General features: G+C 74.6%; 23 protein-coding genes. 19 read left to right on the top strand and 4 right to left on the bottom strand.

Annotated features, from left to right (window positions below; genetic code table 11):
* The first annotated feature begins 61 nt into the window (after positions 1–61).
* The 15 genes from LPU61_RS28955 to LPU61_RS28885 all read left to right on the top strand — a co-directional run bounded on the left by LPU61_RS28955 (position 62) and on the right by LPU61_RS28885 (position 18,332).
* On the top strand, positions 62–727 hold the full coding sequence (locus tag LPU61_RS28955; protein WP_229406737.1) for a helix-turn-helix transcriptional regulator: 666 nt from the start codon (positions 62–64) through the stop codon (positions 725–727).
* A complete protein-coding gene (locus LPU61_RS28950) occupies positions 724–2,034 on the top strand; it encodes an MFS transporter (RefSeq protein ID WP_229406736.1) in 1,311 nt (436 codons plus the stop codon). Before LPU61_RS28955 ends, LPU61_RS28950 begins: the two co-directional genes overlap by 4 nt.
* Positions 2,035–2,138: 104 nt before the next feature.
* Positions 2,139–2,351, top strand: coding sequence for a hypothetical protein (locus LPU61_RS28945; RefSeq protein ID WP_043967919.1), 213 nt, complete (start codon positions 2,139–2,141; stop codon positions 2,349–2,351).
* Positions 2,352–2,426: 75 nt separating this feature from the next.
* Positions 2,427–3,923: a replication-associated recombination protein A gene (locus tag LPU61_RS28940; protein ID WP_308102616.1), complete on the top strand. Its 1,497-nt coding sequence runs from the start codon at positions 2,427–2,429 to the stop codon at positions 3,921–3,923.
* A gap of 2,921 nt (positions 3,924–6,844) precedes the next feature.
* Positions 6,845–7,447, top strand: a complete 603-nt coding sequence (locus LPU61_RS28935) for a hypothetical protein (RefSeq protein ID WP_374199728.1) — start codon at positions 6,845–6,847, stop codon at positions 7,445–7,447.
* Positions 7,448–7,596: 149 nt separating this feature from the next.
* Positions 7,597–8,058, top strand: coding sequence for a DUF948 domain-containing protein (locus LPU61_RS28930; protein ID WP_043967924.1), 462 nt, complete (start codon positions 7,597–7,599; stop codon positions 8,056–8,058).
* Positions 8,059–8,085: 27 nt separating this feature from the next.
* A complete protein-coding gene (locus tag LPU61_RS28925) occupies positions 8,086–8,391 on the top strand; it encodes a hypothetical protein (protein ID WP_043967926.1) in 306 nt (101 codons plus the stop codon).
* A complete protein-coding gene (gene alaS / locus LPU61_RS28920; protein WP_043967928.1) occupies positions 8,388–11,066 on the top strand; it encodes an alanine--tRNA ligase in 2,679 nt (892 codons plus the stop codon). Before LPU61_RS28925 ends, alaS begins: the two co-directional genes overlap by 4 nt.
* A 137-nt stretch (positions 11,067–11,203) precedes the next feature.
* Positions 11,204–11,665: a Holliday junction resolvase RuvX gene (gene ruvX / locus LPU61_RS28915; RefSeq protein WP_043967933.1), complete on the top strand. Its 462-nt coding sequence runs from the start codon at positions 11,204–11,206 to the stop codon at positions 11,663–11,665.
* Positions 11,662–12,864 (top strand): endolytic transglycosylase MltG, encoded by a 1,203-nt coding sequence (mltG, locus tag LPU61_RS28910; RefSeq protein WP_229406735.1) that lies wholly within the window; start codon positions 11,662–11,664, stop codon positions 12,862–12,864. Before ruvX ends, mltG begins: the two co-directional genes overlap by 4 nt.
* Before the next feature lie 152 nt (positions 12,865–13,016).
* Positions 13,017–13,370 (top strand): hypothetical protein, encoded by a 354-nt coding sequence (locus LPU61_RS28905; protein ID WP_043969383.1) that lies wholly within the window; start codon positions 13,017–13,019, stop codon positions 13,368–13,370.
* Between the two features lie 26 nt (positions 13,371–13,396).
* Positions 13,397–14,236, top strand: a complete 840-nt coding sequence (locus LPU61_RS28900) for a shikimate dehydrogenase (RefSeq protein WP_255700254.1) — start codon at positions 13,397–13,399, stop codon at positions 14,234–14,236.
* Between the two features lie 238 nt (positions 14,237–14,474).
* On the top strand, positions 14,475–16,346 hold the full coding sequence (locus LPU61_RS28895; RefSeq protein ID WP_229406734.1) for a glycerophosphodiester phosphodiesterase family protein: 1,872 nt from the start codon (positions 14,475–14,477) through the stop codon (positions 16,344–16,346).
* 253 nt (positions 16,347–16,599) lie between these two features.
* Positions 16,600–17,778 (top strand): chorismate synthase, encoded by a 1,179-nt coding sequence (aroC, locus tag LPU61_RS28890; RefSeq protein WP_077939401.1) that lies wholly within the window; start codon positions 16,600–16,602, stop codon positions 17,776–17,778.
* Positions 17,779–17,804: 26 nt separating this feature from the next.
* Positions 17,805–18,332, top strand: coding sequence for a shikimate kinase (locus tag LPU61_RS28885; protein ID WP_043969385.1), 528 nt, complete (start codon positions 17,805–17,807; stop codon positions 18,330–18,332).
* On the opposite strand, the gene LPU61_RS31675 is transcribed toward LPU61_RS28885, so the two are convergent.
* From LPU61_RS31675 to LPU61_RS28870, 3 genes are read right to left on the bottom strand one after another with little or no spacing between them, the layout of a single operon-like run.
* Entirely contained in the window at positions 18,322–18,918 is a 597-nt protein-coding gene (locus LPU61_RS31675; RefSeq protein WP_305072017.1) for a hypothetical protein, read from the bottom strand. The genes LPU61_RS28885 and LPU61_RS31675 overlap by 11 nt on opposite strands.
* Complete coding sequence (locus LPU61_RS28875; protein ID WP_229406733.1) at positions 18,915–19,721, bottom strand: cytochrome c oxidase assembly protein; 807 nt, start codon at positions 19,719–19,721, stop codon at positions 18,915–18,917. Before LPU61_RS28875 ends, LPU61_RS31675 begins: the two co-directional genes overlap by 4 nt.
* 6 nt (positions 19,722–19,727) lie before the next feature.
* A complete protein-coding gene (locus LPU61_RS28870) occupies positions 19,728–20,249 on the bottom strand; it encodes a DUF2243 domain-containing protein (RefSeq protein WP_043967954.1) in 522 nt (173 codons plus the stop codon).
* 277 nt (positions 20,250–20,526) lie between these two features.
* Here LPU61_RS28870 and aroB point away from each other — a divergent pair, with 277 nt between their 5' ends.
* From aroB to nusB, 4 genes are all read left to right on the top strand, one after another.
* Positions 20,527–21,603 (top strand): 3-dehydroquinate synthase, encoded by a 1,077-nt coding sequence (aroB, locus tag LPU61_RS28865; protein ID WP_043967957.1) that lies wholly within the window; start codon positions 20,527–20,529, stop codon positions 21,601–21,603.
* Positions 21,600–22,085 (top strand): type II 3-dehydroquinate dehydratase, encoded by a 486-nt coding sequence (gene aroQ / locus LPU61_RS28860; protein WP_043967959.1) that lies wholly within the window; start codon positions 21,600–21,602, stop codon positions 22,083–22,085. The genes aroB and aroQ overlap by 4 nt, the downstream gene beginning before the upstream one ends.
* 73 nt (positions 22,086–22,158) lie before the next feature.
* Positions 22,159–22,716, top strand: coding sequence for an elongation factor P (gene efp, locus LPU61_RS28855; RefSeq protein ID WP_007075814.1), 558 nt, complete (start codon positions 22,159–22,161; stop codon positions 22,714–22,716).
* 23 nt (positions 22,717–22,739) lie between these two features.
* Positions 22,740–23,150 (top strand): transcription antitermination factor NusB, encoded by a 411-nt coding sequence (nusB, locus tag LPU61_RS28850; RefSeq protein WP_176734315.1) that lies wholly within the window; start codon positions 22,740–22,742, stop codon positions 23,148–23,150.
* A gap of 115 nt (positions 23,151–23,265) precedes the next feature.
* On the opposite strand, the gene LPU61_RS28845 is transcribed toward nusB, so the two are convergent.
* Positions 23,266–23,754, bottom strand: coding sequence for a transcriptional regulator (locus LPU61_RS28845; protein WP_007075816.1), 489 nt, complete (start codon positions 23,752–23,754; stop codon positions 23,266–23,268).
* Positions 23,755–23,802 lie beyond the last annotated feature (48 nt).

Raw genomic sequence — 23,802 nt, 5'->3', positions numbered from 1 at the left:
CGCATCCCCGACTCTGCACAGATGTTGTGCACAACTTCTGTGCACAGTTATTGTGCATGCCATGGAGAACGTCTCGGAAACCTCGGAGAACGGGGCGGCGCGGCCCGCGCCGCGTACCGTCCGGCTCGACCACCGGCAGGTGCGGGTGCTCGCCCACCCCCTGCGCATGCGCCTCGTCGGGGCGCTGCGGGTGAAGGGCCCCGCCACCGCCACCGACCTCGCCGAGACGCTCGGCACCAACACCGGCGCGACCAGCTACCACCTGCGGCAGCTCGCCGAGGTCGGCCTCGTCGTGGAGGACCCGGAGCTGGGCACCGGGCGGCAGCGCTACTGGCGCGCCGCGCACCAGGTGACCCAGTGGGAGCCCAGCGACTACGACGACGACCCCGACGCCCGCGCCGCGATCGAGTGGATCGAGGGCGACCAGGTGCGCTACCTGACGCAACACGCCGAGCAGTGGTTCGCCCGGCGGCACGAGTGGCCGCCGGCCTGGCGCGACGCGTTCGGCATGGGCGACGTGTTCATGACCGTTCCGCCCGAGCGCCTCCAGGCCCTCAAGGACGAGCTCTGGGCGGTCTTCGAGCGCTACCGCGCGGAGGCCGACCCCGCCGCGCCCGGCGCCGAGCAGGTGCAGATCTACCTGGCCGCCTACCCGATGCTGGCCGAGCTGCGCCTCGCCGCCCCGATCTCCGACGCCGCCCCGCTTCCCGACGAGGACAAGCCGTGACCGCGCTGACCGTACGCCAGGTCCACGTCCGCTACCTGGTCCTGTACGGCCTGCGCTGGCTGCCGGGCGGCCTGATGATCCCGGTGATGATCCTGCTGATGCAGGAGCGCGGGATGTCGCTGTCCCAGATCGGCCTGGCCGGCATCGCGCAGGGCCTCATCGTCCTCGCGCTGGAGCTGCCGACCGGCGGGCTCGCCGACGCGCTCGGCCGCAAGCCGGTGCTCGCCGCGGCCTGGGCCGTCGGCCTCGTCTCGTTCGCCGTCTTCGCCGTGGCGCACTCGTTCTGGCTGTTCTTCCTGGCCTGGGCGTTGCAGGGCGTCTACCGCGCGCTCGACAGCGGCCCCCTGGAGTCCTGGTACGTCGACGCCACCCTCGCCGCCGACCCCGACGCCGAGTACGAGCGCGGCCTCGGCCACGCCGGCACCGTCATCGGCCTCGCCATCGGCGCGGGCGCGCTGCTCAGTGGCGGCCTCGTCGCCCTCGGCCCGGTCGGGCCGGTCAGCGCGCTGACCCTGCCGGTGCTGGCCGCCATCGTGCTGCAGGCCGTGCTGCTGGTCGCCTTGCTGGTCCTGCTCCGGGAGGCACGCACCGCCCGGGGGCCGGCGGCCCTGCGCGCCTCGGTGGCGGCGGCCCCCCGCATGGTCGGGCAGGCGGTGGGCCTGCTGCGCCGCTCCCGGGTGCTGCTCGCCCTGGTCGCGGTCGAGCTGTTCTGGGGCTTCGGCATGGTCACCTTCGAGACGCTGCTGCCCGTACGCCTCGCCGAGGTGGTCGGCGACGCCGACCGGGCCGCCGCGCTGCTCGGCCCGGCCAGCTCGGCGGCCTGGCTGGCCAACGCCCTCGGCGCCGCGCTCATCCCGCTCCTGTCCCGCCGGATCGGGGCCGCGCCGGCCGCCGGGCTGCTGCGGATCCTGCAGGGCGCGACCGTGGTCGGCATGGGCCTGCTCGCCGGCCCGGTGGGGGTGATCGTCGCCTACCTGGCCTGCTACGCCGTGCACGGCGCGTCCAACCCGCTGCACATGGGGCTGCTGCACCGCCAGGTCGACGGCCCGTACCGCACCAGCGTGCTCTCGCTCAACTCGATGGTGGCCCAGCCGGCCGGTGCGCTCGGCGCGCTGACGCTGACGGCCCTCGCCGAGCACACCAGTGTCAGCGCGGCGATGCTGGTCGGCGCGGTGGTGCTCGCCATGGCCGCCCCGCTGTACCTGCCCGCCTGGCGGGCCGGTCGCGCCCCCGCCGTTGCCGATCCCACCCCCGCCCCCGCCGCTTCCAGGGAGCCCGTTCCTGCACCGCGGGCGAGCGGGCGGTGACCCACCGTCGCGCAGGCGAGCCCGGTCCACCGTGGAGATTGGCGATCGGACCGATTGGGTACATCACGCGGCGACCTACTGGGAACCCCCACCGGAGGACCGTCATGCTCGCCATTCTCGCGGCCGTCGTCTTCGGCTTCGCCCTGTTGCTCGACCTGCTCGACACCGACTTCGGCGCGCCGGACCTGTTCAACGTGCACACCCTGCTGATGCTGGGCCTGCTGCTGCTCTCCCTCTACCTGGCCGGCGTGGGCAGCGGTCCGCGCGGCGGTGGTGGCGGCCGCTGGTACCGGGGCCGCCGCCCCGGCCGCGGCTGACCGTAAATGATCTAACCGGGCCGGGCCCGCAGCGCAGTTCCGGCGCGGCGGACCCGGCCCGGTACTGTCTTCGTGATGGAGTCCGACGCTCTCTTCTCCCTCGGCGCACCCGCCGGGGCGCACAGCGCCCCCACGGGTGCCGTCGGCGTCGACGGCTTCACCCCCGTGGGGGCCGACTCCCCGCTTCCCGTCCGGATGCGCCCGGCCAGCATCGACGAGCTGGTGGGGCAGCAGCACCTGCTCGCGCCGGGCGCGCCGCTGCGCCAACTCGTCGGCGGCGCCACCCCGATGTCGGTGATCCTCTGGGGGCCGCCCGGCTGCGGGAAGACCACGATCGCCCACCTTGTGGCGAACGCCACCGACCGCCGCTTCGTGGCCATGTCGGCGCTCACCGCCGGGGTCAAGGACGTCCGCGCGGTGATCGACACCGCCCGCCGGCAGCGCCGCTCCGGGGGCCCGCCGACCGTCCTGTTCATCGACGAGGTGCACCGGTTCAGCAAGACCCAGCAGGATTCGCTGCTCGCCGCGGTGGAGGACCGGACGGTCACCCTGCTCGCGGCGACCACGGAGAACCCGTACTTCTCGGTCATCTCACCGCTGCTGTCGCGGTGCGTGCTGCTCACCCTCCAGCCGCTGGACGACGCGGCCGTGCGCGACCTGCTGCGCCGGGCGGTCACCGACGCGCGCGGCCTCGCCGGCGCGTTCACCCTCCAGGCCGACGCCGAGGACCATCTCGTCCGCCTCGCCGGCGGCGACGTGCGCAAGGCCCTGACCGCCCTGGAGGCCGCGGCTGCCTCGGCGGCGGCGCTGGGCGTCGACCGGATCGACCTGGCCACCGCCGAGCAGGCGGTGGACGTCGCGGCGGTGCGCTACGACCGGGCCGGCGACGCGCACTACGACGTGACCAGCGCCTTCATCAAGAGCATGCGCGGCTCCGACGTCGACGCGGCGCTGCACTGGCTGGCCCGGATGCTGGTGGCCGGCGAGGACGCCCGGTTCATCGCCCGCCGCCTGGTCATCTTCGCCAGCGAGGACGTCGGGATGGCCGACCCGGGCGCGCTGGGTGTGGCCACCGCCGCCGCGCAGGCCGTGGAGTTCGTCGGCCTGCCCGAGGCGCAGCTCAACCTCGCCCAGGCCGTGATCCACCTGGCCACCGCGCCGAAGTCCAACTCGGCGACCACCGCGATCGGGGCCGCCACGGCCGACGTCCGCGCCGGCCGGGGCGGACCGGTCCCGCGCGGCCTGCGCGACGCCCACTACTCCGGCGCGCGGGGGCTCGGCCACGGCACGGGCTACCGCTACCCGCACGACGACCCCCGGGGAGTGGTCACCCAGCAGTACGCTCCCGACGATCTTGTCGGTGCCGACTACTACCGTCCCAGCGGGCACGGTGCGGAGCGGGCGGTGGCCGCCCGGCTGCCCCTGCTGCGCCGGATCGTCCGGGGGCTGCCGGCCCCGGCGCGTCCGGACGAACCCGCCCCGGCAGGGAACGGCCGCCACCCGTCGGGCAACGGGCACGCCAGCGCGGCGGACGAGGACGGCACGGGCGCCGTCGGGGAGGGTCAGCAGTGAGATCCCGTGGTTCGGAGCGACCGGAGGACGGCCCCGAGGAGCGGCGCGAGCCGCGCCCCAAGGGGCGCCGGTGGGGCCGGGGCCGACCCGACAGCGAGCCCGAGGAGCCGGTGGCCGGCGAGGAGTTCGGCTGGATCGACGACCTGCGCTCCGCCAAGCAGCAGCGCGGCGAGCTGGGGCCCGGCGGCGCGCCGGGGCAGGCCCCGCCGCCCGACCAGCCCGACCCGCAGGCACGACAGGCTCCGACCGCGCCTGCGGCCCCGGCGCGCGGCGGCGAACCGGGTCCGGCGCGTCCGCGACCGGTCGACGGCCCGTGGCCCGGCTCGCCGCAGCCGGCCCGCCGCCCCGGGCCCGCCGAGCCGCCCCGCCCGCCGCAGGCCGCACCGCCGCACCTCCTGCCGCAGGGCCCTCCGCAGCCGCCCCACCAGCCGAACCGCCCGCCGCACGGCTCGGCGGAACCGCCCCGGGCTCCCCAGCAGGCGGCCCGGCCACCGCAGGGCCCCGCGCAGCCGCCGGCAGGGCCGTCGGCCCCGCCGGCCGGGCCGATGCCGGGGCCGGCCCAGTCGTCGGTCCCGCCCCGCCCGACGGGTCAACCGTCCGGGCCGCCGTACCCGGCGGGTCAGCCCGCCCGGGCCCCGTACCCGGCGGACGCCGCGCCCCGGCGTCCGCGCGACGACGGTGAACCGTCCGGCGAACTGCCCCGAGCGGCGGCACCGGCGGGCGAGCGGGCCGGCGGACCCTCGGCGTCGGCGACCGGTGCACCCGGGCAGCGCCCCCGCCCGCTGGGTCCACCCGGAGCACCCGTGGCCCCGCCCGCGCGTGTTGGTCAGTCCTCGACCGGCGACTGGCCGGTCGTCCCCGCCGGGTCGCCCCCGGCCGGCCGGGCCGCCGCCCCGGCACCTCCCGCCGGCCGGGCCGCCGCCCCGGCACCTCCCGCCGGCCGGGCCGCTGCCCCGCCGCCGCCTGCCGGCCGGGCCGTCAGCCCGCCGCCTCCGGCCGGTCGGGCCGCGGCTCCGCCGTCCGGGCCGCACCGCGCCGCGCCGGGGCCCGCGGGCCCGCCCTACCCGGCCCCGATGCCTCCCGGCGACGGGCCCCGGCGCGGGCCGGCGGGCGAGCGCCCCGGCGGCCCCGCCGCACCCGCCGCGGACGAGCCGACGGGTCGTGGCACCGCCGGGCCGGTCGCGCCCGTGCCCGGCCCGGTCGGTCGCCGGCGGGCCGCCGAGGAGCAGCCGCCGATCGTCCCGCTCAGCGGCAACGCCCCCGAGGTGCCCGGGGTGCCCAACGGCCCCACCGGCGCGGATCCGGCCGTCGCCCAGGGGCCGGCGGCCGCAGGCCGGGAGCCCGGCCGCCGCCGGGCCCAGCCCGAGGCGGACCCGGGCGAGGCGACGTCGCACCGTCCGACCGGCCCCGTCGACGCCGGGTACCCCGGCCCCGTCGAGCCGGGCGGCCCCCCGCAGGGCCGGGGCGACCGGCCGCAGCGTCCGGCGGAGTGGCTGCGCCAGGCCGGTCGGGGCACCCACACGGACACCGCGATGCCGATGGTCAACCGGGCGGGCGTGCCCGCGCCGCCACCGGGTGTCGCGCCGCCGGTCGGGGAGCCGGGCCACCGGCCCGGTGACGGCGGCCGGGGCACCGGGGCGCCGCACGGCACCGGTGCCGGGCCGGCAGCCCCGATGGGCAGGGCCCGGCCCGCCACCGCGCCCGTCGACCCGGCGGAGGAGCCGGTCCCACTGCCCACCGGCCGGGCGGCGGCGCCGTCCCGTCCGCAGGTCGCGGGCCCACGCACCGGGGAACCCCGTCCGCCGGCAGATCCCCGTGCGGGAGGCCGCCGTCCGGCAGCGGACCCGCGTACGGGCGAGGTGGGCCGGCCACCGGTGGACCCGCGTACGGGTGAGCTGCGGCCCCCTGCGGTGGATCCGCGCACCGGTGAACTGCGTCCCGGGCCGGCGGAGGAGCGCCGCCCGCAGGCCCCGCCGGTCGGGTCCGGCCCTCGGCCCGGTGCCGGCCCCCGCTCCAGCCCGGATCCCCGGTCCGAGGCTGCCGCCGTCCCTCGGCCCGCAGGCTCCGCCCCCGAGTCCGGGCCGACCGCCCGGGCCTCGGCGGCCCCCACCGCGCCCGGTCGAGCCACCCCACCCGGTGGTCCCGCCGCCGGCCGGGTCGTTCCCGGGCCCGGTGGCGCCGGCCCGGTCCACCCGCCGTCCGGCCCCGCCGGCCGGGCCGCGCCTCCGTCCGGCCCCGCCGTACCTCCGTCCGGTCCCGCTGGCCGGGACGTGCCTCCGTCCGGTCCCGCCGGGCGCGCGACGCCGCCGGGGGGTCCCGCCGGCCGGGCCGCGCCGCCCGGCGCACCGACCGCCGGCCCCCACCAGCCCGGCGTGGCACGGGTGGTGATCCCGCCCGGTCGCCCGGGCGAGCGGCCGGCCGACCAAGCCGACGGCCGCGCGGCCCCGCCGCAACGCGACTCCGGCAGCGCGGCGGTGCCGCAGCGCGGCCCCGGCCCCGTGCCGCCGGCGCAGCCGGGCGGGCCCGGCGAGGCGCACCCGCACCACCGTCCGCCGGAGCCGGCCGCCGGTGCGGCGTCGGTGGTCCGCCCCGACCAGCCGCCCGCGGTGGCCCGGGCCGCCGCCGTGGTGCCGGCCGTCGACGCGCCCCCGGCCCGGCCCGGCCCGGACGCGGACCGGTCCGGCCCGCAGGAGCACCGGCCCGGCCTGGAGGTGCACCGGCTCGGCCCGGGCCCCGCCGTCCGTCCGGGCGGCGACGCATCCGGCCCCGGCCCTGGCGGCGCGGAGCCTGCCGGGGCGGCCCAGTTGCGCCGGGCCGCGAACGCGGACGACCCGGACGATGCGGACGAGGACGCGTCGGGTGGCCTGCGCGGCGCCCGGTCGGAGCTGCGGCGGCAGATGCGGGAACGCCGTCGGCTGCGGATGGGCGTGCTCGCGCTGGTCAGCGTGGTGCTGCTGGGTGCCCTGCCGCTCTACTTCGGCATCCGTACGCTGAGCCGCGACCCCGTCTTCGACACCCTCGACGGGCTGAACGTGCCCGGCTGGGCGGCCACGAAGACCGTCGACAACGTCAGCGGCAGCCGCTGGTGTGTGGAGGAGTGCCGGCTGCGCGAGCGCACCGTCGAGTCGCAGCGGCCGGTCGAGGAGACGGCGCGGGCCTACGAGCGGGCCCTGACCGAGTCCGGCTGGCAGCAGTGGAAGGTGACCCGCTGCCCCGAGCAGCCGGCGAAGGGCGACTACACCTGCTGGCGTCGCGACGAGCTGACCCTCGACCTGTGGGTACGCGAGCCGACCTGCGTCCCGCCGCCGATCGACGGGGAGCCCGCGCCGACGTCCCTGGCCACGCCCCCCGCAGCGGGGGAGTGCAATGGGTCGTTGGTGTCGGTGAAGGTCCGCAACGCCATCGACGACGAGCGGACCCGGCCCCAGCCGAGCACCGACCCGTCGCTCACCGGCGAGGATCCCTTCCCGACCCTGAGCGAGGATCCGCTCGGCGAGTTGACGCCGACACCGTCACCGTCGTGAGCCGGGTTTCATCACTGACGGTAGGGTCTGGGGCTGGTAGGCCCGCCTGCCCCCGCTGACCCGGGGCGGGTCGCCGTACGACGGTGTGGGTATGACGGTCGCGCGTTCCGGGGCGTCGGGCCCCGGAACTCTGCTGGAGGAGGACAGGCGTGAGTTTTGGAGAGGTCGCGGCGCTGATCGCGGCGATCGCGTTCGCGATGCTCGTGTTGATCCTGACGCTGCCCATCCTGCGGCTGCGGCACACCGTGGACGCGGCCACCCGCATGATCAACGACCTCAACGACCGCACCGCGCCCCTGCTCGGTGACGTCAACACCACCGTGAAGAACGTCAACACCGCCCTGGAGCAGGTGCAGGTCTCGCTGGACGGGGTCAACCTCCAGCTGGCCAAGGTGGACACGATGACCACCCACGCCCAGAACGTCACCGCCAACGTGGCGAACCTGGCCACCGTGGTCTCCGCCGCCGCCGCGAACCCGCTGGTGAAGGTGGCCGCCTTCGGCTACGGCGTACGCCGGGCCGCCGCCGCCCGCCGGCACGCCGAGACCGAGCGCGAGGTGCGCGACACCATCAAGCAGCAGCGCCGCGCCGCCAAGCGCGGCAACGCCTGAGCCGGCCGGCGACGGAGGGATGAGATCATGAGGCGCCTGTTCTGGCTGGGCATCGGGCTGGCCGTCGGCGTGGTGGTGGTGCGCAAGGCGACCCAGGCCGCGCACGCGTACACGCCGGCCGGCATCGCCGGTGGCCTGTCGCAATCCGCTGGCGGTCTGGTGGAGTCGCTGCGTAGCTTCGTGGAGGACGTCCGGATCGGGATGGCCGAGCGCGAGCAGGAGATCCACGAGGCGTTCGCCCGGGGCGAGGCGTTCGACGACCAGTTCGCCGAGCTGCGGGAGGACCCGCGCATCGGCGACCGAGAGATCTTTCCGGAGGAGCACCAGCGATGAAGACGGCGGAGATCAAGCGGCGGTATCTCGCCCACTTCGAGGCGAACGGCCATGCCGTGGTGCCGTCCGCTCCGCTGCCCGCCATCAGCGACCCGAACCTGCTGTTCGTCAACGCCGGCATGGTGCAGTTCGTCCCCTACTTCCTGGGGCAGCACACCCCGCCCTACTCCCGGGCGGTCAGCGTGCAGAAGTGCATCCGCACCCCGGACATCGACGAGGTCGGCAAGACCAGCCGGCACGGCACGTTCTTCCAGATGAACGGCAACTTCTCCTTCGGTGACTACTTCAAGGCCGGGGCGATCCCGCTCGCCTGGGACCTGGTCACCAAGTCGGTCGCCGAGGGCGGCTTCGGGCTGGACCCGGAGCGGATCTGGGCGACGGTCTACCTCGACGACGACGAGGCGGCCGAGATCTGGCGTTCCGTCGGCATGCCGGCCGAGCGGATCGTCCGGCGGGGCAAGAAGGACAACTTCTGGTCGATGGGCATCCCCGGCCCGGCCGGCCCGTGCTCCGAGCTGTACTACGACCGGGGCCCCGCCTACGGGCGCGAGGGCGGCCCGGAGGTCGACGAGGACCGGTACCTGGAGTTCTGGAACCTCGTCTTCATGCAGTTCCAGATCGACGACGTGCAGAGCAAGGAAATCTTCCAGATCGTCGGCGACCTGCCGAAGAAGAACATCGACACCGGCATGGGCCTGGAGCGGATGGCGTCCCTGCTGCAGGGCGTCGACAACCTCTACGAGATCGACGAGGTCCGGCCGATCCTGGCGCGCGCCGCCGAGCTGACCGGCAAGCGGTACGGCGCGCACTCCGGCCACGTGGCCAGCGAGTCGCACCCCGACGACGTGCGGCTGCGGGTGATCGCCGACCACGTGCGCACCGCGCTGATGCTGATCGGCGACGGGGTCACCCCGAGCAACGAGGGGCGCGGGTACGTGCTGCGCCGCATCATGCGCCGCGCCATCCGGGCGGTGCGGCTGCTCGGCTGGCAGGACCGGGCGCTGCCCGAGCTGCTGCCGGTGGCGCGGGACTGCATGGCCCCGTCGTACCCGGAGCTGGCGGCCGAGTTCGACCGGATCTCGCAGTACGCGTACGCCGAGGAGGACGCCTTCCTGGCGACGCTGCGCGCCGGGACGACGATCCTGGACACGGCGATCGCCGAGACCAAGTCGGCGGGCAAGCCGGCGCTGTCGGGCGACAAGGCGTTCCAGCTGCACGACACCTACGGCTTCCCGATCGACCTGACCCTGGAGATCGCGGCCGAGCAGGGCCTCCAGGTCGACGCCGACGGCTTCCGCCGGCTGATGGCCGACCAGCGGGCCCGGGCCAAGGCCGACGCGCGGGCGCGCAAGACCGGGCACACCGACCTGTCGGCGTACCGGTCGGTGCTGGACGCGGGCGGGCCGGTGGAGTTCACCGGCTACACGGAGCTGAACCGGGAGTCCCGGGTCCGCGCCGTGCTCTCCGGCGGCGACCAGGTCGGCGCGGCCGCCGAGGGTGACACGGTCGAGCTGGTGCTCGACACCACCCCCTTCTACGCCGAGGGCGGCGGCCAGCAGCCCGACCAGGGCCTGATCACCGTCGGCGGCGGCCAGGTCGAGGTCTTCGACGTGCAGCAGCCGGTGCCGGGCCTGATCGTGCACCGCGCCCGCGTCGTCCGGGGCGAGGTGCGCGCCGGCGAGACCGGGTACGCCGAGATCGACGTGACTCGGCGGCGGGCCATCTCCCGCTCGCACACGGCCACCCACCTGGTGCACCAGACGATGCGCAACTTCCTCGGCGAGTCGGCCACCCAGGCGGGTTCGCTGAACGCGCCGGGCCGGCTGCGGTTCGACTTCAACACCCCGACCGGGGTGTCGCCGAGCGTCTTGCACGACGTGGAGCAGCAGGTCAACGAGGTGCTCCTGGCCGACCTGGAGGTGCACGCCTTCGTCACCAGCCAGGAGGAGGCCCGCCGCATCGGCGCGATGGCCCTGTTCGGCGAGAAGTACGGCGAGCGGGTGCGGGTCGTCGAGGTCGGCGACTACGCCCGGGAGCTGTGCGGCGGCACCCACGTGGCCCGCTCGGCCCAGCTCGGCCTCGTCAAGATCCTCTCCGAGGCGTCGGTCGGTTCGGGCGTACGCCGCATCGAGGCGCTCGTCGGCATGGACGCGTTCGGCTTCCTGGCCCGCGAGCACCTGCTGGTCTCCCGGCTCGCCGAGCTGTTCCGGGTCCCCGGCGACCAGGTCGCCGACCGGGTGGAGCAGACCGTCACCCAGCTCCGCGACGCCGAGAAGGAGCTGGAGAAGCTGCGCGCCCAGCTCGTGCTCGGCGGAGCGGCGGCCCTCGCCGGGCAGGCGAAGGACGTGCGCGGGGTGGCGTACGTCGGCACCGAGGCGCCCGAGGGCGCGGCCGGCAACGACGTGCGGACCCTGGCCCAGGAGATCCGCGGCAAGATCGACCCGGCGCGGCCGGCCGTGGTGGCCGTGGCGGCCCGGTCGAACGGCAAGGCGTCCCTCGTGGTGGCCGTGAACGCGGCGGCCCGCAGCCGGGGCCTGGCGGCGAAGGACCTGGTCAAGGCGGCGTTCTCCGGTCGGGGCGGCGGCAGCGACGACCTGGCCCAGGGCGGCGGCCTGCCGGCGGCCGAGGCGCCGAAGCTGCTGGCCACGGTCGAGCAGGCGATCGCCGACGCGTAGCGCGCCGCACGTCGGGTCAGGGCGGGCCGTCACGGTCCGCCCTGACCCGTTCCAGGGCAGGACGAAAACCGCTTCCGGGCGGACAACGGTCTTTTCAGGGCAGGATGAACGGTCTTTCAGGGCAGGATGAACGGAAGATGACCGAAACGGTGCACGGTGTCCGGCTGGGCGTCGACGTGGGGCAGGTGCGGGTCGGGGTCGCCCGGTCCGACCCGCACGGGGTGCTGGCCACCCCGCTGGTGACACTCGCCCGGGACCTGACAACGGCCGAGGATGCGGTGCCCAGCGACATGGCCGAGCTCGTCGCCCTGATCGCCGAGCACGAGTGCGTCGAGGTGGTCGTCGGCCTACCGGTCAACCTCTCCGGCCAGCACGGCCCGGCCGCCCGGAATGTGAAGGCGTATGCTGACCGGTTGGCTGACGTAATAGCGCCCGTTCCGGTAACGCTCACCGACGAGAGGATGTCGACGGTCGTGGCTTCTCGTAGGCTTGCCGAGCGTGGCGTCCGGGGAAAGCGCCAACGCGCGGTGGTCGACCAGGCCGCCGCGGTCGAGATCCTGCAGAGCTGGCTGGACGCGCAGCGGAGGCGGACGCGATGATCGACGATCTGGACCTCGGTTTCGACGAGTCGGAACGGAGTGGTGACAAGGGCAAGCACCGGCGCAGCTACGTACGCAAGCGCAAGGGCGAGTCGGGCGGGAGCGGGGGCAAGACCGCGCTCGCCCTGCTGATGGCCTTCGTGCTGCTCGGCGTCATCGGCGGCGGGGCCTTCTACGGCTTCGACCGGGTGCAGAGCTACTTCGTCACCCCCGACTACGACGGGGCCGGCACGGGCGAGGTGACCGTCGAGATCAAGCAGGGCGCGCTGATCGCCGACATGGCCGTCGCGCTCTACGACGCCGGGGTGGTCAAGAGCGCCAAGGCGTTCATCGAGGCGGCCGAGGCCAACTCGCGCAGCAAGAACATCCAGCCCGGCACCTACAAGGTGCGCAAGCAGATGAGCGGCGAGCAGGCCCTGGTCATGCTGCTCGACCTGAAGAACAAGATCACCAACCAGGTCACCATCCCCGAGGGCCGCACCGCCAAGAACATCTACAAGCTGCTGTCGGAGAAGACCAAGATCCCGGTCAAGGAGTTCGAGGCCGCCGCGAAGGACCCGGAAGGGCTCGGCGTGCCGGACTGGTGGTTCAAGCGCACCGACGGCAAGCCGGCGAAGAAGTCGGTCGAGGGCTTCCTCTACCCGGACACGTACGAGATCCCGCCCAAGGCCACCGCCGAGATCCTGCTGTCGACGATGGTGCAGAACTTCCTCACCGTCACCGGCGAGATGAAGTTCGCCGACCGGGTGCAGGAGGAGCGGGGCGGCATCAGCCCGTACGAGGCGCTGATCGTCGCGTCCCTCGCCCAGGCCGAGGCCGGCAACAAGGACGACCTCGGCAAGGTCGCCCGGGTGGCCTACAACCGGGTGTACGGCGAGTTCCCGTGCAACTGCCTGGAGATGGACGTCACGGTCAACTACTACCTGGAGCTGACCGGGCAGAAGACCAAGACGTCGAAGGACATGACCGACGCCGAGTTGGACGACAAGAAGAACCCGTACAACCGCAAGCTGCGCGGGATGATCCCCAGCCCGATCAACAACCCTGGCAAGCAGGCCATGGAGGGGGCAATGGACCCGCCGCCCGGTAAGTGGCTCTACTTCGTGGCGATCGACAGGCAGGGGCACTCCGCCTTTGCCGAGACGTACGAGGAGCAGCTCCGCAATCAGAGGAAGGCGGAAGAGGCCGGAATCATCTGAGTTGCCGAGGGATCGTCCGGTCCGCCCAACGGGTGGGCCGGACCGTCGCGGGTTGGGTCTGCATCGATAATCACCTTGATGAGCTATTGATGGATCCCTACGCTCTGACGGACGGTAGTCACTACACGGACGGGGAGCGGGCTTTGATCAAGATGAACGCATGGGCCACGAGGGCTGGAATCGTCGCTACGGGCACCGCGGTGGTGCTCGCTTTCGCAGCGGTGCCGGCCCAGGCGGCCGAGATCACCAAGAGCACCACCGGCGCGTCGGGACGTGCTGTCTACATCAAGAATGGTGACTGGGACCTCTTTGCCACCGACACGCTGACCGACGGGCACTGCGCGCGTTGGCAGGAGCGGGCCCCCAGCAGTAGCAGTTGGTCTTACAAGGGCAACTCCATCTGCACCGCGACCGAGGGTTGGGCGGGTTTTGCGCGCTCCGGCTACTCCTACCGGATCTGCCGCACCGGTGTCGGCAACTGCTCGACGGTGGCTACGCTTCCCTAGTTCGGAACCTTGGATGAGGGAGTGACGTGTCGGTTTACAGGGCGGCGGTGGTCGGCAAGCCGATCAGTCACTCCCTCTCCCCGGTGATCCACAACGCCGGCTACGCCGCCGCCGGCCTCGCCGGGTGGTCGTACACGACGATCGAGTGCGCGGAGGCGGAGCTGGCGGCGATGGTCGCCGGCCTCGGCCCCGAGTGGGCCGGGCTGTCGGTGACCATGCCCTGCAAGGAGGCCACCCTCGCCCTCGCGGCCGAGGTGTCGCCCGTCGCCGCCGCGATGGGCGCGGCGAACACGCTGGTCCACCGCCCCGACGGCTCCTGGTACGCGGACAACACCGACGCCGCCGGCATGATCGAGCTGCTCGGCGCGGCCGGCGTGCCGCCGGGGGCCCGGTTCACCGTGCTCGGCGCGGGCGGCACCGCGCGGGCCGCCCTGGCCGCCGCCGCCCGCCTCGGCTCGGGCACGGTGACCGTGGTGGCCCGTCGCGCGTCGGCCATCGACGAGCTGCGCCCGGCCGCCGACGCGCTCGGCCTGCGCCTGGCCGGTGCCGACTGGGCCGACGCGGCCGGGCACACCGACGCCGACGTGGTCGTCTCCACCGTCCCGAAGGGCGTCGCCGACCCGATCGCGGCGCACGCCTGGTGGCGGCCCGGCGCGGTCTACTTCGACGCGTTGTACGACCCGTGGCCCACCCCCCTCGCCGCCTCGGCCAAGGCGGCCGGCTGCCGGGTGGTGTCCGGGCTGGACCTGCTGGTCGCCCAGGCGGTCGGCCAGTTCGAGCACTTCACCGGCGTCCGCGCCCCGGTCGCGGCGATGGCCGCCGCGCTGTCGGCCGAGGTGGGCATCGAGATCCGCCCGACCCGCTAGCCCCGGTCCTGCTCGCCCCGCCCCGCCCCGGTCGCGCCCGCCCCGCCCCGCGCGGCGGCGCGCTCGGTTCAGCGCCGCCATGTCGGCGACATGGCGGTATCCGCACCCACGGATACCGCTACCTCCCCGACATTCGCCGTCGACCGAGCGGGCCGGGCCCCCGGTGTGCATCCGGGGGCCGGCCGGCGTCAGTGGGGGCGACACCAGGCGTTCGGGTGCGGTTCCTAGCGTCCGGGGCATGTTGACCTTGAACCGACGGCCGCGCCGGCCCGTGGCCGTTCTCGCGGCACTCGCCACGACCGCCGGCCTGCTCGCCGCCGTCCAGATATCCGCCCCCGCCCCGGCCGCTGCGAAGCCCGGTGACGTCGTCGTCGCCGAGGACTTCTCCGCCGGTACGCTGCCCGCCGGCTGGCGGGCCATCGACGGGGAGTGGACGGTGCGCGACGGCCGGCTGCGCGGCACCGCCACCAGCGGCACCAAGAAGATCACCTTCGGCCGGCACCTCACCGACTTCCGGTTCTCCGCGACCGTCCGCTTCGAGTCCGTCGCCGAGGCGACCCGGTGGACGGCGCTCGGCCTCGACGTGCCCGCCGACGGGCGTACCCCGTGGTGGATCGCCACCATGCGCAGCGGCACCACCGCCGCGAACGGCCTGGAGTTCGCCCAGCTCACCACCGCCAACGCCTGGAACGTCACCAACACCGGCTCCGCGCCGTACGCCGCCGGCACCGGGCGGGACATGTTGGTCGCCGTGGAGGTGCACGGCAACCAGGCCCGCTGGTTCCTCGACGGCCGCCAGCTGCTGCGCACCAGCAGCCTCACCCGGTCCACCGACGGCGGGCAGGCCCTGATCGTCAACGGCGGCAGCGTCTCCTTCGACGACGTGCTGGTCACCGAGCTGCCGCCGAACGGCTACCTGCGCCCGGCCGGCGCACCGCTGACCGTCATCGCGCACCGGGGCGCGTCCGCCGCCGCCCCTGAGAACACCCTCGTCGCGCAGGAGATCGCCCGCCGCTCCGGCGCGGACTTCGTCGAGAACGACGTGCAGCCCAGCCGCGACGGGGTGCCGTTCGTGCTGCACGACGCCACCGTCGACCGCACCACCGACGGCTCGGGCGCGATCCGTACCCTCACCGCCGCCCAGCTCAAGGCGCTCGACGCCGGCTCCTGGTTCGCCCCGCAGTACGCCGGGGCCCGGCTGCCCACCCTCGCCGAGCAGCTCGCCGACCTGCGGACCCGGGGCGGCAACCTGCTGCTGGAGATCAAGGGCGCGCACACCCGTGACGAGGTCGCCCGCATCGTCGAGGTGATCCGCGCCGAGAAGATGACGACCCGCGTCTTCGTGCAGAGCTTCGAGGTCGACGCCCTGCGTTACACCCGGGAACTCGCGCCCGAGCTGCCGACCGGCCTGCTGCGCAGCGGCCTGGACGCCGATCCGGTCGCCGTGGCGCGGGAGCTGGGCGTCACGGCTTACAACCCGACGGGTACGGCGCTGCTGGCCCGGCCGTCGGTGATCGCCGACCTGCACGCCGCCGGTGTCGCCGTCATGGCCTGGACGGTCGACTCGCCGGCCCAGTGGCAGCAGCTGGAGCGGATCGGCACCGACGGGATCATCACCAACCGGCCGGCGGAGCTGGCCGGTTGGAACGCCGCCGGTCAGCTCGGCGCGGCCGTCCCCACCGTGTCGATCGCCGCCCCGGCCGACGGGGTCGAGCTGGACCGGGCGCAGCGGCCGGTGCTCACCGTGCCGGCCACCGACGCCGACACCGTGACCGTCACCCTCGACGGGGCGGCGGTGCCGGTGGGCAAGCCCCTCGACCTGACCGCGCTGGCTGCCGGCGCGCACCGGCTGCGCGCCGTGGCGAGCGGCCCGAAGGGCACCGCCACCGCCGAGGCCACCTTCACCGTCGCGGTGACCCCGGCCGGCCTCGGTCACCTGGTGCTCACCTCCGGCGCTGCGGACCAGGCGCTGACGGTGCTCACCAACCACCTGGTGAAGGGCCGGTACGCGCAGCTGGCCCGGTACGCCGAACGGCACGCCGGCCGCTTCCTGCCGGAGGCGAAGGCACGCGTCATCGCCGCCGACGCCCGCACCCTGGCCACCCGCTAACCCCGCCCCGCCCCGCCCCCGCTTGCGCCCCGCCTCGCCCCGCCCCGGTCGGTGATCAAGAGGTTTGCGTCATCGTGAAGATCAAACTTGACGCTTTTCTCTTGATCACCGGGCCTGGGGCGGGGCGGGGGGCGGGTGGGGTCCGGGTCGGGTGCCCCGCGTTGGGTCCGTGGCGTCGGGGCGGCGCGTCCGTAGGGCGGGACGCGGTGGGCGGCCCGGTGGGACGTAACCCGGGCGTGACAGACTTGCCCACGTGTTGCGCTGGTTGACTGCAGGTGAATCGCACGGTCCCGCCCTCGTCGCGATGCTGGAGGGCGTGCCCGCCGGGATCGAGGTGACCACCGGCGAGATCGCCGGTGAGCTGGCCCGCCGCCGGCTCGGCTACGGCCGGGGCGCCCGGATGGCCTTCGAGCAGGACGTCGTCGAGATCATCGGCGGGCTCCGGCACGGCGTCACCCTCGGCAGCCCCGTCGCCATCCGGGTCGGCAACTCCGAGTGGCCCAAGTGGCAGACGGTGATGGCCGCCGACCCGGTGGACCCCGACGAGCTGGCCCGGCAGGCCCGCAACGCGCCGCTGACCCGCCCGCGTCCGGGCCACGCCGATCTCGCCGGCATGCAGAAGTACGGCCACACCGACGCCCGGCCGATCCTGGAGCGGGCCAGCGCGCGGGAGACCGCCGCCCGGGTCGCCGTCGGCACCGTCGCGAAGGCCCTGGTGAAGCAGGCCCTCGGCATCGAGATCGTCTCGCACGTCGTGGAGCTGGGCCCGGTCGCCGCGAAGCCGGGGCTGCGCCCCACGCCGGAGGACGCCGAGCGGATCGACGCCGACCCGCTGCGCTGCCTCGACTCCGACGCGAGCGCCCGGATGGTCGCCGAGGTCGATGCCGCGAAGAAGGCCGCCGACACGCTGGGCGGCGTGGTCGAGGTGCTGGCGTACGGTGTGCCGCCGGGCCTGGGCAGCCACGTGCAGTGGGACCGCAAGCTCGACGCCCGGCTCGCCACCGCGCTGATGTCGATCCAGGCGATCAAGGGTGTGGAGATCGGCGACGGCTGGTTGCAGGCCCGCTCCCGTGGCTCGGAGGCGCACGACGAGATCGTGCCGACCGCGACCGGGGTGCGCCGGGTGACCGACCGGGCCGGTGGCCTGGAGGGCGGCATCACCACCGGCGAGCCGCTGCGGGTGAAGGCGGCGATGAAGCCGATCTCGTCGCTGAACCGGGCCCTGGCCACGGTGGACGTGACCACGGGGGAGCCGGCGACCGCCATCAACCAGCGCTCCGACGTGTGCGCCGTGCCGGCCGCCGCCGTGGTCGCCGAGGCGATGGTGGCGCTGGTGCTCGCCGAGGCCGCCGTGGAGAAGTTCGGCGGCGACTCGGTGGCCGAGATGCGCCGCAACCTGGCCGGCTACCTCGACTCCCTGGTGATCCGGTGAGCCCGACTTCGCCCGACGACTCGGCGCTGCCCGGTGACCCGGTCGGCCGGACGCGGCCGGTGGTCGTCCTCGTCGGGTCGCCTGGCTCCGGGAAGACCACCGTCGGGGAGACGCTCGCCGCGCTGCTCGGGGTGGAGTTCCGCGACACCGACGCCGACATCGAGGCGATGGCCGGCAAGCCGATCCCGGAGATCTTCGTCGACGAGGGCGAGGACCACTTCCGTGCCCTGGAGCGGGCCGCCACCGCCGCGGCGCTGACCTCCTGCGCCGGGGTGCTCGCCCTCGGCGGCGGCGCGGTGCTCGCCGAGGAGAACCGCGCCGCCCTGGTCGGGCACACCGTGGTGCACCTGAGCGTCGAGCTGGCCGACGCGGTGAAGCGGGTCGGGCTGGGTGCCGGCCGGCCGCTGCTGGCGATCAACCCGAGGGCGACGCTGAAGCACCTGATGGACCAGCGCCGCCCGCTCTACGCGGAGGTGGCGACCGCGACGGTGGTCACCGACGGGCGTACGCCGGAGGAGATCGCCGCCGAGGTCGCCGCCCTGCTCAAGCCCTGACGCGCTCCCCGCCCCCGGTTGCCTTCATGGAGCTGAGCAGCCCGACCTCCGGCTCCAGCGCGCCGTCCTGACCCAGCGACAGGAAGTCGGCCTCGACCGCCGCCCGGTCGAGCACCCCCGCGCGCACCGCGTGGTAGCGCACCACCGACCAGACGAAGACGTCGAGGCTGTCGAAGCGGGTGCCGCCCTCGACGACCTCCTCCTCGTGGAACCACAGGCCGACCTGCCCGTTGGCGAGCACCACGTGCAGGTTGCCGCCCCCGTCGGCGCCGACGGAGTAGACGTCGTCGTCGGTGAGCACCGTCTCGTAGTCGGCGTCCAGGATTCCGCAGTCGTTGCCCGCGAAGTCGAACCCGTAGGACCAGTCGTAGCTGTCCAGGAACTGGGGCATGCGCCCCGACCGCACGCGCTGGTCGAACGCCGCCAGGGCCGTGGCGGCCGTCGGCGGGAGCCGGTCGAGCATCGGCGCGACCGGCCGGGTCCCGGCGGGAACCGTGACGGGCGGACGGTCGGCGAACCAGCGGGCGAGGTCGGCGTCGAGCCCGTTGGCGACGTAGCCGACGAGGTCGTCAGGGGTGAGCGTCACCGGCGGATGCTAACCGGCCCCACCGACACGCGGCGGTGCCTCACCCGCGGGCGCCAGGTGGCGAGCAGGGCCAGCGCCAGGGCGATCTCGGCCAGGTCGCCGCCGTAGTACATGACCGTCGCCCCGGCGCGCAGCTGCTCCGGCGGGGCCGGGACGTCCACGGCGAGTCCCGCGTACAGCAGTTGGGCGAGGGCGGCGTGGGCGGCCACGGCGACCCCGAGCACCACGAGCCGCGCCGGCACCCGGGGGCGGTGCGGGCCGGGGTCGGGGCCGGCGACCGACCAGGTGAAGAGTAGCCCGGAGAGCAGGAAGTGCAGGTGCACCAGGTGGTGCAGGGCCGGGTGCGCCAGCGTCGCCCGGTACAGCGGCGTCAGGTACAGCGCGTACAGCCCGCCGGTGGTGAGCGCGAGGCCGGTCACCGGGTGGCCGAGCGCGGCGAGGGCGGGGCGGCGCAGCAGCCGTACCAGGGCCCGGCCTCGCCGCCGGTCGATGCTGCGCAACGCCAGGGTGACCGGCGCGCCGAGCACCAGCCCGAGCGGCGCGAGCATGCCGACCAGCAGGTGCTGCCACGCGTGCGCGGCGAAGCCGCCGGCCGGCAGGGCCAGCCCCGCCGCCAGCAGGCCGGCCCCCGCGCCGAAGGCCGCCGTGCGCCGGTGCGGCCAGCCGCCGCCCGGCCCGCGCTGCCGCAGCGCGGCGGCGAGATAGACCCAGAACAGCACCAGGGGTACGAGCAGCGCGGGCCCAGGCGCGTACCCGTCGTGCCCGCCGTGGCTGCCTCCGCCCACTGCCAGGCCCCCGATCATGTCGGGTCACCGGCGGTCGGCGCAGACGTCCACGGTCGTGCCGCGGCGCTGCACCAGCCAACCGACGGCGACCAGCGCCGCCCCGAGCGCCAGGAACCCGAGGTCCCACCACGTCCGGTACGCGCCCTCGCGCACGTGGTGGATGCCGAGCAGGTGGTGGTCGACGATCCCCTCGACGAGGTTGAACAACCCCCAGCCGACCAGCGCCCAGCCCCACAGCACGGGGGAGCGCCACAGCAGCCCCCGCGACCCGGTGACCCGGGCGTAGAGCAGGGCCAGGCCGGTCAGCACCGCCACCCAGGTCACCACGTGGAAGATCCCGTCCCACAGGGTGTTCATCTCCAGGCCGGGCACGGTGTCCACCGGGTACGCCTTGACCCCGACGTTGTCGCTGCCGGTGCCGCTGAGCATGTGGTGCCACTGGAGCACCTGGTGCAGCACGATGCCGTCGGCGAAGCCGCCGAGGCCGACGCCGAGGATCGTGGCGGGCAGCCGGATGTCGGCGCCCTCGGTGCTGGGTGTGCTCATCGCGGGGTACCTCCGCCTCGTCGGCCGGCCCGTGCCGGAACGCCGTCCGTGCTGGAAACGCTGCCCCCGCCCTGCCCGGCTAAACGCCGCCGGCCGCCGCCGGTGACGTGCGGGTGGCGCTGCGCCGAGCGCGGGCGTCGCGCCGCGCGTGGTGTTAGGAAGGGGCCCTTCCTATGCAGGAAGCGTTAACAAGGTGCCCTTCCTTGCATGCGATCCGTGCGCCACGGAGTGGACAGGCGGCGTCGTGGGGGCCGTGGCTGGACTAGGCTGCCGGGCGATGGACGAGGTGACCCGGATTCCGGTCGGCGGCGAACGGCCGTACGACGTGTTGGTGGGACGCGACCTGCTCGATTCGCTCCCGACGTTGCTGCCCGGCGCGACCCGGGTGGCGGTGCTGCACGCGCCGCCGCTGAAGGGGCTGGCCGACGCGATCGGCGCGCGCCTGGCGGCGGCCGGGGCGGCCCCCCTGCTGGTGGAGGTGCCGGACGCCGAGGCGGGCAAGGCCATCGAGGTGGCCGCCGCGTGCTGGGACCGGCTCGGCGAGGCGGGCTTCACCCGCACCGACGCGGTGGTGGGGGTGGGCGGCGGCGCGGTCACCGACCTGGCCGGCTTCGTCGCGGCCTGCTGGCTGCGCGGGGTGCGCTGGGTGCCGGTGGCGACGTCGCTGCTGGGCATGGTCGACGCGGCGGTGGGCGGCAAGACGGGGATCAACACGGCGGCCGGCAAGAACCTCGTGGGCGGCTTCCACCCGCCGGTCGGGGTGCTGTGCGACCTCGCGGTGCTCGACAGCCTCCCGCCGGCCGACTTGGCGGCCGGGCTGGCCGAGGTGGTCAAGTGCGGGTTCATCGCCGACCCGGTGATCCTCGACCTGGTCGAGCGGGACCGCGCGGCGGCGACGGACCCGACGTCGCCGGTGGTCCGGGAGCTGATCGAGCGGGCGATCCGGGTGAAGGCCGACGTGGTCTCCGGCGACCTGCGCGAGTCCGGGGTGCGCGAGGTGCTCAACTACGGTCACACCCTGGCCCACGCGATCGAGAAGGTGGAGGGGTACCGCTGGCGGCACGGGCACGCCGTGTCCGTCGGCCTGGTCTACGCGGGGGAGTTGGCGCGGCTGGCGGGCCGGCTTGACCCGGAGACCACGGCGCGGCACCGCACGGTGCTGACGGCGCTGGGGCTGCCGACGGCGTACCGGGCCGACGCGTGGCCGCAGCTGCTGGCCGCGATGCGGGTCGACAAGAAGAGCCGCGGCTCGCGGCTGCGGTTCGTGGTGCTCGACGCGCTGGCCCGCCCGGCGATCCTGGAGGGCCCGGACGACGAGCTGCTGCACGCCGCCTACCGGGAGGTCTCCTCATGAGGGTGTACGTGCTCAACGGGCCGAACCTGGGCCGGCTGGGCACCCGCCAGGTCGACGTGTACGGGGCGACCAGCTACGCCGACCTGGTGGGGCTGTGCGAGGCCACCGGCCGGGAGCTGGGGCTGGACGTGACGGTGCGGCAGACCGACGCCGAGCACGAGCTGGTGGGCTGGCTGCACGAGGCGGCCGACGAGCAGGCGGCGGTGGTGCTCAACCCGGCCGCCTGGTCGCACTACTCGATCGCGGTGCGGGACGCCTGCGCCCTGCTGCGCGGCCCGCTGGTGGAGGTGCACATCTCCAACATCCACGCCCGGGAGGAGTTCCGCGCGCACTCGGTGGTCTCGGCGGTGGCGACGGGGGTGATCTGCGGGTTGGGCGTGGACGGCTACCGGCTCGCCCTGCACCACCTGGCGGCCCGCGCGGAGGCGGCCGGCGCGAGCGCGGAGGCTGCCCGCGCGGGCGCGGGAACGACCGGCGGCTGACGGCGGGTACGGCCGGCGGCGGCAGCTAGTAGACTTGCCAGGTCTGTCCGCCAATTGATGATCAAGGCAGGAAATGGCCACCACCAACGACCTGAAGAACGGCCTGGTACTCAACCTCGACGGGGAGCTCTGGGCCGTCGTGGAGTTCCAGCACGTCAAGCCCGGTAAGGGTGGCGCCTTCGTGCGTACCACGCTGAAGAACGTGCTGTCCGGCAAGGTGGTCGACAAGACCTTCAACGCGGGCACCAAGGTCGAGACCGCGACCGTGGACAAGCGCACGATGCAATACCTCTACGCCGACGGCGAGGACTACGTCTTCATGGATCTGGAGACGTTCGACCAGATCACCGTCCCCGGGGGCACCGTCGGCGAGGCCGCCAACTACCTCCTGCCGGAGGCCGAGGCGACCGTCGCCACCCACGAGGGCGTGCCGCTCTACATCGAGCTGCCGACCTCCGTGGTGCTGGAGATCACCTACACGGAGCCGGGCCTGCAGGGCGACCGGTCCACCGGCGGCAACAAGCCGGCGACGGTCGAGACCGGCGCGACCGTGCAGGTGCCGCTCTTCATCACCACCGGCGAGAAGATCAAGGTCGACACCCGCGACGGCCGTTACCTCGGCCGCGCCTGATGGCCGAGGGGCCCAAGCAGCAGATGCCGGCGCGCCGCAAGGCGCGTAAGCGGGCGCTGGACGTGCTCTTCGAGGCCGACCTGCGCGACCGGCCGCCGGTGGAGGTGCTCGCCGGCTACGTCGAGCGGATCGAGAAGCCCCACCCGGAGCACCTGGGGTACGCGGTCGGCCTCGTCGAGGGGGTGGCCGCGCACCTGGACCGGATCGACGAGCTGATCGCCAGCTACGCCGAGGGGTGGACGCTGGACCGGATGCCGGCGGTGGACCGCAACCTGGCCCGCATCGCCGTCTACGAGCTGCTCTACGTCGACGAGCTCGACGACGCGGTGGCGATCAGCGAGGCCGTCGAGCTGGCCCGGCAGATGTCGACCGACGACTCGCCGCGCTTCCTCAACGGGGTGCTCGGCCGGATCGCCGAGTACGCCACCCGCTGACCGTCGCCCCTCGGGGCGCCGGCCGGCGAGGCGGTGTCGAAAAGGGCCCGTGCCTGCGGCACGGGCCCTTTCGGCGTGACCTTTGTCGGGGCGCGAAGAGCTCCCCGTGGGCGCGTCAGGACGCGAAGAACGCCCGCGGGTCGGCGACGAGCACGCCGTGCTCGGTGAGGCGCTCGATCAGCCCGGACGGCGAGGCGTCGTAGACGATCGCCAGGGCGCGCAGGTCGTCGGCGCGGATGGAGAGCACCCGGCCGTTGTAGTCGCCCCGCTGCTGCTGGATGGCGCGGGCGTACCGGGCGACGTAGGCCAGGTCCTCGGAGGCGTCGTCGTAGAGCCGCTCCAGGTCCAGGACGATCTTGCTGGTGGGCTCGTGTCGCACCCCGCTGCCGTCGGGCAGCAGCTCGGAGACGGGCACCCGGTAGAAGTCGGCCAGCTCGGCCAGGCGGGACACCGTGACGGCGCGGTCACCGCGCTCGTACGAGCCGACCACCACGGCCTTCCACCGCCCGTTGGACTTCTCCTCCACTCCCTGCAGGGACAGGCCCTGCTGCTGGCGGATGGAGCGCAGGCGGGCGCCCAGCGACTTGGCGTATTCAGAGGGCATTCGGACACTCCCAGTGCTGCTCGGGGTTCACCCCGCGATCGCTACGGA

This window comes from Micromonospora sp. NBRC 110038, assembly GCF_020884815.1.
In the GTDB taxonomy this organism is placed as follows: domain Bacteria; phylum Actinomycetota; class Actinomycetes; order Mycobacteriales; family Micromonosporaceae; genus Micromonospora; species Micromonospora haikouensis.
Note: the sequence above shows the minus strand (reverse complement) of the source record. Positions and strands in the feature narration are given on the sequence as shown.

Coding starts and splice junctions, on each gene's coding strand:
- LPU61_RS28955 (WP_229406737.1), top strand. CDS start 62: ATGGAGAACGTCTCGGAAACCTCGGAGAACGGGGCGGCGCGGCCCGCG.
- LPU61_RS28945 (WP_043967919.1), top strand. CDS start 2,139: ATGCTCGCCATTCTCGCGGCCGTCGTCTTCGGCTTCGCCCTGTTGCTC.
- LPU61_RS28940 (WP_308102616.1), top strand. CDS start 2,427: ATGGAGTCCGACGCTCTCTTCTCCCTCGGCGCACCCGCCGGGGCGCAC.
- LPU61_RS28935 (WP_374199728.1), top strand. CDS start 6,845: ATGGGCGTGCTCGCGCTGGTCAGCGTGGTGCTGCTGGGTGCCCTGCCG.
- LPU61_RS28925 (WP_043967926.1), top strand. CDS start 8,086: ATGAGGCGCCTGTTCTGGCTGGGCATCGGGCTGGCCGTCGGCGTGGTG.
- alaS (WP_043967928.1), top strand. CDS start 8,388: ATGAAGACGGCGGAGATCAAGCGGCGGTATCTCGCCCACTTCGAGGCG.
- ruvX (WP_043967933.1), top strand. CDS start 11,204: ATGACCGAAACGGTGCACGGTGTCCGGCTGGGCGTCGACGTGGGGCAG.
- mltG (WP_229406735.1), top strand. CDS start 11,662: ATGATCGACGATCTGGACCTCGGTTTCGACGAGTCGGAACGGAGTGGT.
- LPU61_RS28905 (WP_043969383.1), top strand. CDS start 13,017: ATGAACGCATGGGCCACGAGGGCTGGAATCGTCGCTACGGGCACCGCG.
- LPU61_RS28895 (WP_229406734.1), top strand. CDS start 14,475: ATGTTGACCTTGAACCGACGGCCGCGCCGGCCCGTGGCCGTTCTCGCG.
- LPU61_RS28875 (WP_229406733.1), bottom strand. CDS start 19,721: ATGATCGGGGGCCTGGCAGTGGGCGGAGGCAGCCACGGCGGGCACGAC.
- LPU61_RS28870 (WP_043967954.1), bottom strand. CDS start 20,249: ATGAGCACACCCAGCACCGAGGGCGCCGACATCCGGCTGCCCGCCACG.
- aroB (WP_043967957.1), top strand. CDS start 20,527: ATGGACGAGGTGACCCGGATTCCGGTCGGCGGCGAACGGCCGTACGAC.
- aroQ (WP_043967959.1), top strand. CDS start 21,600: ATGAGGGTGTACGTGCTCAACGGGCCGAACCTGGGCCGGCTGGGCACC.
- efp (WP_007075814.1), top strand. CDS start 22,159: ATGGCCACCACCAACGACCTGAAGAACGGCCTGGTACTCAACCTCGAC.
- nusB (WP_176734315.1), top strand. CDS start 22,740: ATGCCGGCGCGCCGCAAGGCGCGTAAGCGGGCGCTGGACGTGCTCTTC.
- LPU61_RS28845 (WP_007075816.1), bottom strand. CDS start 23,754: ATGCCCTCTGAATACGCCAAGTCGCTGGGCGCCCGCCTGCGCTCCATC.